This is a genomic window from Pseudomonas emilianonis (assembly GCF_023072625.1).
GTDB classification, from domain to species: domain Bacteria; phylum Pseudomonadota; class Gammaproteobacteria; order Pseudomonadales; family Pseudomonadaceae; genus Aquipseudomonas; species Aquipseudomonas paraveronii.
This window is the reverse complement of record NZ_JAKNRV010000225.1, coordinates 1-8,631: the sequence shown is the minus strand read 5'-3', so window position 1 is coordinate 8,631 and position 8,631 is coordinate 1. Positions and strand designations below refer to the sequence as shown.

The 8,631-nt window shown below is 60.9% G+C and carries 7 protein-coding genes and 1 pseudogene; 4 read left to right on the top strand and 4 right to left on the bottom strand.

All coding sequences use genetic code 11. The features are described 5' to 3' along the window. The first annotated feature begins 164 nt into the window (after positions 1–164). The gene (locus tag L9Z73_RS20060) at positions 165–1,934 is read left to right on the top strand and encodes an acyl-CoA dehydrogenase C-terminal domain-containing protein (RefSeq protein ID WP_247404529.1); all 1,770 of its coding nucleotides are present in this window, start codon (positions 165–167) and stop codon (positions 1,932–1,934) included. A 122-nt stretch (positions 1,935–2,056) separates the two neighbouring features. After that, positions 2,057–3,835 (top strand): acyl-CoA dehydrogenase C-terminal domain-containing protein, encoded by a 1,779-nt coding sequence (locus L9Z73_RS20055; protein WP_247404526.1) that lies wholly within the window; start codon positions 2,057–2,059, stop codon positions 3,833–3,835. 226 nt (positions 3,836–4,061) lie between these two features. On the opposite strand, the gene L9Z73_RS20050 is transcribed toward L9Z73_RS20055, so the two are convergent. Next, complete coding sequence (locus L9Z73_RS20050; protein WP_247404523.1) at positions 4,062–4,961, bottom strand: LysR family transcriptional regulator; 900 nt, start codon at positions 4,959–4,961, stop codon at positions 4,062–4,064. Positions 4,962–5,170: 209 nt separating this feature from the next. Between L9Z73_RS20050 and L9Z73_RS20045 the strand changes: the two genes are divergently transcribed. Continuing rightward, positions 5,171–6,439, top strand: coding sequence for an aspartate aminotransferase family protein (locus tag L9Z73_RS20045; protein ID WP_247404520.1), 1,269 nt, complete (start codon positions 5,171–5,173; stop codon positions 6,437–6,439). 182 nt (positions 6,440–6,621) lie between these two features. Continuing rightward, positions 6,622–6,780, top strand: a complete 159-nt coding sequence (locus tag L9Z73_RS20040) for a YqaE/Pmp3 family membrane protein (protein WP_247404518.1) — start codon at positions 6,622–6,624, stop codon at positions 6,778–6,780. Positions 6,781–6,785: 5 nt separating this feature from the next. On the opposite strand, the gene pqqE is transcribed toward L9Z73_RS20040, so the two are convergent. From pqqE to L9Z73_RS20025, 3 genes and pseudogenes are all read right to left on the bottom strand, one after another. After that, positions 6,786–7,916, bottom strand: a complete 1,131-nt coding sequence (gene pqqE / locus L9Z73_RS20035; RefSeq protein WP_282598688.1) for a pyrroloquinoline quinone biosynthesis protein PqqE — start codon at positions 7,914–7,916, stop codon at positions 6,786–6,788. Then, a complete protein-coding gene (pqqD, locus tag L9Z73_RS20030) occupies positions 7,909–8,184 on the bottom strand; it encodes a pyrroloquinoline quinone biosynthesis peptide chaperone PqqD (protein ID WP_247404510.1) in 276 nt (91 codons plus the stop codon). Before pqqD ends, pqqE begins: the two co-directional genes overlap by 8 nt. Then, positions 8,181–8,631, bottom strand: a pseudogene (locus L9Z73_RS20025) (pyrroloquinoline-quinone synthase PqqC); the annotation flags it as partial. The gene pqqD and the pseudogene L9Z73_RS20025, both read right to left, overlap by 4 nt.

Genomic DNA, 8,631 nt, shown 5'->3' with positions numbered 1-8,631 from the left:
CCGGGCGTAACTGCGTGGTCGCGGCCGGGCAAACCCGCCGTGGCGCGGTGCGCACGCAGAGTGCTGCCGGTTGAGTGATAGCGCTGTATTCAGCGGCTCTACAGTAATTGTTCGCGGCGGCGGCCGGCAGTAGGTTGAAACCATCTGCTGCCGGAGATATTGCCATGCCTGAGTACAAAGCTCCCCTGCGCGACATGCGCTTTCTGATCGACAACGTGTTTGATTTCCACGCTCACTACGCCGCCCTCGGCGCGACAGACGCCAGCCCGGACATGGTCAGCGCGATCCTCGAAGAAGGTGCGAAATTTTGCGAGAACGTACTCGCGCCACTCAACCGCAGCGGCGATGAAGAAGGCTGCCATTTCGACAAAGGTGTGGTGACCACGCCCAAGGGCTTCAAGGAAGCGTTCGCCCAGTATGTGCAAGGTGGCTGGCACGGCGTGGCGGCCGACCCGGCCTACGGTGGCCAAGGCTTGCCGCAATCTCTCGGGCTGGTGCTCAGCGAAATGATCGGCTCCAGCAACACGTCCTGGGGCATGTACCCAGGGCTGACGCACGGCGCGATGTCGGCGATCCACGCCCACGGCACCGCCGAGCAGAAAGCCACCTACCTGAGCAAACTCACCGCCGGTGAATGGACCGGCACCATGTGCCTGACCGAAGCCCACTGCGGCACCGACCTGGGCCTGATCAAGACCCGCGCCGTGCCCCAGGCGGATGGCAGCTATGCGGTCAGCGGCAGCAAGATATTCATCTCCGCCGGTGAGCACGACCTGAGCGCCAACATCATCCACCTGGTGCTGGCCAAGCTGCCGGATGCCCCGGCCGGCACCAAAGGCATCTCGCTGTTTATCGTGCCCAAGTTCCATGCGGATTCGGGCGAGCGCAACGCGGTACATTGCGGCTCCATCGAGCACAAGATGGGGATCAAGGCCTCGGCCACCTGCGTGCTGAACTTCGACGCTGCCAAGGGCTTTTTGATCGGCGAGGCGAACAAAGGCCTCAACTGCATGTTCACCATGATGAACCACGCGCGCCTCGGCACCGGGATGCAAGGGCTGTGCAATGGCGAAGCGAGCTTTCAGGGCGCGGTCAAATACGCCAACGACCGCTTGCAAATGCGCGCGCTGACCGGCGCCAAGGCCCCGGAAAAAGCCGCCGACCCGATCATCGTCCACCCCGACGTGCGGCGCATGCTGCTGACCATGAAGGCGTTCAACGAAGGCAACCGGGCGCTCACCTATTTCACCGCGCAACTGCTCGACACCGCGCACTTGAGCCGCGACGCCGGCCAGCGCCAGGAAGCCGAAGACCTGCTGGCGTTCCTTACGCCGATCTGCAAAGCCTTCATGACCGACACCGGGCTGGAGGTGACCAACCACGGCATGCAGGTGTTCGGCGGCCATGGTTTTATTCGCGAGTGGGGCATGGAACAGTTGGTGCGCGATTGCCGGATTGCGCCGATCTACGAAGGCACCAACGGCATTCAGGCGCTCGACTTGCTGGGGCGCAAGGTGCTGGGCAGCCAGGGCAAGCTGCTGCGCGGTTTTACGCGGATTGTGCATAAGTTTTGCGAGGCGAATGCCGAGCATGCGCAGCTCAAGGCGTATGTGGCGCAACTCGATCAACTGAACCGGCAATGGGGTGAGCTGACGACCAAGGTCGGGATGGCCGCGATGAAAAACCCTGACGAAGTGGGCGCCGCTGCGGTGGACTACTTGATGTACAGCGGCTACATCATCCTCGCCTATCTGTGGCTGCGCATGGCGATCGCGGCGCAGACGCATGATGATGCCGAGTTTGCCAAGGCCAAGCTGGCCACCTGCGACTTCTACTTCAAGCGCTTATTGCCACGCACCGCCACCCATCGGGCGGCCGTGGAGGCGGGCAGCGAGTGCCTGATGAGTCTGCCTGCGGAGGCATTTGGCTTGTGATGACCTAAAAATACCAAGCGGTCACAAGTGGACCCTATGTGTCTTAAAAGTTGTTCGGGTACACTCGGCGCCTGTAAAACCGACCCTATCGAATCACTTTTCACGTTCTCACGAGGTTTGCCATGGCTGATTACAAAGCGCCGCTGCGTGATATGCGCTTCGTCCTCAACGAAGTTTTTGAGGTCGCCACACTTTGGGCCCAATTGCCGGCATTGGCAGACACTGTCGACGCCGAAACCGTTGAGGCAATCCTCGAAGAAGCCGGCAAAGTCACCGCCAAATCCATCGCTCCGCTTAGCCGCAGTGGCGATGAACAGGGCTGCCGCTGGGCAGACACTGTCGTCAGCACCCCGGACGGCTTTCCACAGGCCTACACCACCTACGCCGAAGGCGGTTGGGTGGGCGTGGGCGGTGATCCGGCCTTTGGCGGCATGGGCATGCCCAAGGCCGTGTCGGCGCAGGTTGAAGAGATGATCAACTCGTCGAGCCTGGCCTTCGGCCTGTACCCGATGCTGACCTCCGGCGCCTGCGTATCGATCAACACCCACGCCAGTGAAGCACTCAAGGCAACCTACCTGCCGAATATGTACTCCGGCAAGTGGGCCGGTTCCATGTGCCTGACCGAGGCCCATGCCGGTACCGATCTGGGGATTATCCGCACCAAGGCCGAGCCTCAGGCGGACGGTTCCTACACCATCAGCGGCACCAAGATCTTCATCACTGGCGGCGAACACGACCTCACCGAGAACATCATCCACCTGGTGCTGGCCAAACTGCCGGATGCCCCGGCCGGTCCCAAGGGCATCTCGTTGTTCCTGGTGCCGAAGTTCATGGTCAATGCGGACGGCAGCCTGGGCGCGCGTAACCCGGTGAGCTGTGGCTCCATCGAACACAAGATGGGGATTCAGGCCTCGGCGACCTGCGTGATGAACTTTGACCAAGCCGTGGGTTACCTGGTGGGTGAGCCTAACCGTGGTCTGGCGGCGATGTTCACCATGATGAACTACGAGCGCCTGGGCGTGGGTATCCAAGGCCTGGCGTCCGGTGAGCGGTCCTACCAGAACGCGATTGAATACGCGCGCGACCGTCTGCAGAGCCGTGCGCCGACCGGCGCGCAGGCCAAGGATAAAGTCGCCGACCCGATCATCGTCCACCCGGACGTGCGTCGCATGCTGCTGACCATGAAGGCGTCGAACGAAGGCGGCCGTGCATTCTCCACGTATGTGGCGATGCAGCTGGATATCGCCAAGTTCAGCGAAGATACCGCCGCCCGCGAGCGCGCGGATAACCTGGTGGCCTTGCTGACCCCGGTGGCCAAGGCGTTCCTGAGCGATCTGGGCCTGGAAACCACGGTGCTCGGCCAACAAGTCTTTGGCGGCCACGGTTACATCCGCGAGTGGGGCCAGGAGCAATTGGTGCGTGATGTGCGCATCACCCAGATCTACGAAGGCACCAACGGCATTCAGGCCCTGGACCTGATGGGACGCAAGATCGTCGGCAGTGGCGGTGCGTTCTACACCTTGTTCGCTGATGAGATCCGCCAGTTCACCGCCACCGCAGGCGCGGAGCTGGCCGAGTTCACCACGCCGCTCAACGCCGCAGTGGATAGCCTGGATGAATTGACGGCCTGGGTGCTGGATCGCGCCAAGAGCAACCCGAATGAAATCGGTGCGGCCTCGGTGGAGTATTTGCATGCATTCGGATACATGGCCTACGCCTATATGTGGGCAATGATGGCCAAGGCGGCGTTGGGCAAAGAGGCCGAGGAAGACTTCTACGCCAGCAAGTTGGGCACTGCGCGCTTCTACTTTGCCCGTCTGCTGCCGCGTATTCACTCGTTGAGTGCGTCTGTACAAGCCGGTAGCGAATCGCTGTTTTTGCTGGATGAGTCCCTGTTCTAAGGGTGTAGAGGCTTTGTAAGCATTCTCTTACATGACGTGCTGCTAATCGTCCTCTATCGCCAAATTGGATCCACGGATAATCTACTTCACATGGACGTCGCGCAGGAAGCGCAAAGCAACAACACGGACACGTAGGATTCTGCCAGGATGGCGGAGTGAAATGGATGTCAGGGAAACAGTCTGCAAAACCCCGCCTCGGCGGGGTTTTCTTTTGCCCGCGAAAAAGTCAGACCGGCACCTGCGGGGCATTCATCACGTCCTCCAGCAAGGTGCGCAGCAACGCCAACGTCGCTTGCTGGCGCTGCACATCGCGGCACACCAACCCGACTTTCAGTGGCACCCTGGGTTCACTCAAGGGTTTCCACAGCAGCGCCTTGCTGTTGTGTTCGTCCTGGGAGCGTCCCGGTAGCACCGTGGCCAATTTGGTATGAGGCAGGCTGTCGAGAATCCCTACCATGGTATTCAGCTCCGCCTGCACCTGCGGGCGCCGCCCGAGGTTGGACAGTTGGCCCTGCCAGATCTGCCTGATCTGAAACTCCTCCCCCAGCAGTAACATCGGCAACTCGGCCGCCTGTGTCAGGGAGACTTTCTTGAATTCGCGCAGGGGGTGATCCTCCGGGATGACCACCTTCAGCTCATCTTCATACAGCAGCACGCCGTGCAACCCCGGCTGGCGGGGCGGCAGGTAACTGATGCCGATGTCCAGCGACCCATTGAGCAGGCGCCGTTCAATTTCAATCCCGGTCAGTTCGTAGATTTGCACCACCAGGTGCGGCTGGGCCTTGCGCACGCGCTCGAGCATTTGCGGTACCAGGCTGGTGTGTACGGTTTGCAGCACGCCGATGGCCAACGTGCGCAATGCCTGGCCCTTGAAGTTGCGCAATGCCTCTACGGCTTGCTGCATGCCATCAATCAACGGCAAGGCGTGGTTGTATAACGTATGGGCTGCGAGGGTCGGCAGCAGGCGCTTGCTGCTGCGCTCGAACAGGCTCACATCGAGGTTTTGCTCCAACTGGCGGATCTGCTGTGACAGCGCCGGTTGGGAGATCGAAAGACGCCCGGCTGCACGGCCTACGTGGCCTTCCTCATACACCGCGACGAAATAACGCAGTTGCTTAAAATCCATAAGTAATTCTTATCGAAAAAGCTGGAAAATCGAAATGGCCGTTGGCCCCCGAGACGCCTAGTCTAGCGCCTATCCACAAGGCTTACAGGGCCAGATCGGGCGATGATTAACGTTTATGTTGATGGTGTTTGCATAGGCAAGGCAAAAAACCTCCAGGCAGGTTTTGCGGGGTACACCCACCACGGCGTGGTTGCCATGGGAGGAAAAGTGTGAATCTGTTCAATTTGCGCCGTTCGGCGGCCAGTCTGGATGACCTGATCCTGGATGCTTGCGGCGAAGATTTTCCCAGTGGATGCTTGATGCCTACCGTAGCGCGCCCCCCGCAGGTCTTCGTGCGCGGCCAGGGTTCCTGGTTGTGGGACAGCGATGATCGCGCCTATCTGGACTTCAGCCAGGGCTGCGCGGCCAACAGCCTCGGCCACAGCCCGCAGGTATTGATCAGGGCCCTGGCCGACCAGGCCTATACGCTGATCAATCCCGGTCACGGCTTGCATAACCGCCCCCAACTCAACCTCGTCGACCGCCTGTGCCACCGCACCGGCAGCGACCAGGCGTATTTGCTCAACAGCGGCGCGGAAGCCTGCGAAGCGGCGATCAAACTGGCGCGCAAGTGGGGCCAGCTGTATCGCGGTGGCGCTTATCGCATCATCAGCGCCAGCAACGGTTGCCATGGGCGCAGCTTCGCGGCGATGTCGGCTTCGGCGAGCAGCCGCGAAAACCGCTTTGAACCGCAGCTGCCGGGCTTCAGCCACGTTCCGCTCAACGATCTGGCGGCGCTGCACGCGGCCGTTGACGCGCAAACCGTTGCCATCATGCTGGAGCCGATCCAGAGCGAAGCCGGCGTTATCCTCGCGACCGAGCATTACCTCAAGGGTGTCGAGCGACTGTGCCGCGAGCTGGGTATTCTGCTGATCCTCGATGAAGTGCAAACCGGTATCGGCCGTTGCGGCACCTTGCTTGCCGAAGAGCAATACGGTGTGCGCGCCGACATCATTGCGCTCGGCAAAGGCCTGGGCGGTGGTGTGCCGCTGGCGGCACTGCTGGCGCGCGGCAAAGCCTGTTGCTTCGAAGTCGGTGAGCTGGAAGGCACCCATCATGGCAATGCGCTGATGGCCTCGGCCGGGGTGGCGGTACTCGATACCGTGCTGGGGCACGGTTTCTTCGAGCATGTACGAGAATCTGGTTGCTACCTCGGCGAAGGTCTTGCCCGCCTGGCTTACCGCTACGGCCACGGTCAACTGCGCGGCCACGGCCTGATGTGGGGACTGACGTTGTCGGATGATTCTGCAGACGCCGTGGTAAAAGCCGCTCTGGACGAAGGACTGATCCTCAACGCCCCGCAACCCAACTGCCTGCGCTTCACCCCGGCCCTAACGGTGAGCAAAAGCGACATCGACGAAATGCTCCTGCGCCTGACTCACGCTTTTTCCCGGGTGCGTACCGCACAGGTTCAATGCCGCAAGGGCATCGCCGTTTGACCCCTAATTCCTGAACCGTCTCGCGGTATACGCGGCGCCCCCAGCTTGTTTGTTTTGGCTGGGGGCGTTTTTTTTTGTTCAGAGAAGGATGGCCGCAGTGCCAGATCCCACTGAACCCTCACGAACGTCCAAGGTCGATTAGCTAGACGGCTCACACGAGCCGATTTTCAGGAGCTGAACCCATGGACATCATTCGCATCATCATCGCCATTCTGTTGCCGCCACTGGGTGTGTTCCTGCAAGTGGGTTTCGCCGGCGCGTTCTGGCTGAATATTCTGCTGACCTTGTGCGGTTACTTCCCAGGCGTCATTCACGCGGTGTACATCATCGCCAAGCGCTGAGGCCCTCAGCCTTTTGCGATGAGCCGGGAGTTGCGCTCGTTGCGAAAGGCCAGTTGCTCGATGGTCTGGGTGGCGTGTTCGGCGTCTTCCCGGGCTTGAAGGATAATGCCGTGGTGCTCGGATTTGCTGCACACCGGGTCGGCGTTGCTCGCATCGCCGGTCAGCATGAACGCCTGGCAACGGCAGCCGCCGAAGTCCTTTTCCTTTTCATCGCATGAGCGGCACGGCTCCGGCATCCAGTCATAGCCGCGAAAGCGGTTGAAACCGAAGGAGTCGTACCAGATGTGCTGCATGCTGTGGTCACGCACATTGGGAAATTGCACCGGCATCTGTCGGGCACCGTGGCAGGGCAGGGCGGTTCCATCCGGAGTGACTGTCAGAAAGATACTGCCCCAGCCGTTCATGCAGGCTTTCGGGCGTTCTTCGTAGTAATCCGGGGTGACGAAAATCAGCTTGCACGGGTGCCCTTCGGCTTCGAGCTTGGCGCGGTATTCGTTGGTGATACGTTCGGCGCGCACCAGTTGTTCCTGGGTCGGCAACAACCCCACACGATTGAGCTGCGCCCAGCCGTAGAACTGGCAGGTGGCGAGTTCGACAAAGTCCGCCTCCAGTGCAATGCACAGCTCGATGATGCGGTCGATCTTGTCGATATTGTGCCGATGGGTGACGAAGTTCAGCACCATCGGATAGCCGTGGGCCTTCACCGCGCGAGCCATTTCCAGTTTTTGTGCGAAGGCCTTTTTCGAGCCGGCCAGCAGGTTGTTGACCTGTTCGTCGCTGGCCTGGAAGCTGATCTGGATATGGTCCAGACCCGCCTTTTTGAAATCGCTGATCTTCTGCTCGGTCAGGCCGATGCCGGAAGTGATCAGGTTGGTGTAGAAGCCCAGTTTGCGCGCTTCGGCAATCAGTTCGGCGAGGTCCTGGCGCACCAGCGGCTCACCGCCGGAAAAGCCCAACTGCGCGGCGCCCATCTCGCGTGCTTCGCGAAACACTTTGATCCACTGCTCGGTGCTCAGCTCCTTGCCCTGCTCGGCGAAATCCAGCGGGTTGGAGCAATACGGGCACTGCAGCGGGCAGCGATAGGTCAGCTCGGCGAGCAGCCACAGCGGCAGACCGATGGCCGGTTGTTCAGGCAAGCGTGATCCAGTGCTGAGCACGGGCAACCTCCATGAATTGCTCGATATCGTCACCGAGCTCAGGCACACCAGGGAATTGTTCATCCAGCGCGGCGATGATCGCCGTGACGTTGCGCTCACCGTCGATCAACCCGCCAATCAACGCGGCGCTGTCGTTGAGCTTGATCATGCCTTCCGGGTAGAGCAGCACATGGCCTTTTTGCGCAGGCTCGTACTGGAAGCGATAGCCCTGGCGCCAGACCGGTGTCCTGCTGCGATCAAAGCTCATAGGGTGATCCCTTTATGCCAGACCCGCTGCTCGGTCACGCTGTGATACGGCGGGCGATTCAGTTCGTAGGCCATGCTCATGGCATCGAGCATGCTCCACAGGATGTCCAGTTTGAACTGGAGAATTTCCAGCATGCGCTCCTGGCCTTCACGGGTGGTGTAGTGCTGCAGGGTGATCGCCAGACCATGCTCCACATCGCGGCGGGCCTGGCCCAGGCGCGTGCGGAAATACTCATAGCCGGTGGGGTCGATCCACGGGTAATGCTGCGGCCAGCTGTCGAGGCGCGATTGGTGGATCTGCGGCGCGAACAGTTCGGTCAGCGAACTGCTGGCGGCTTCCTGCCAGCGCGCACGGCGGGCGAAGTTGACGTAGGCGTCCACCGCAAAGCGCACGCCGGGCAGCACCAGTTCCTGGGAGCGCAGTTGGTCCGGATCGAGGCCGACGGCC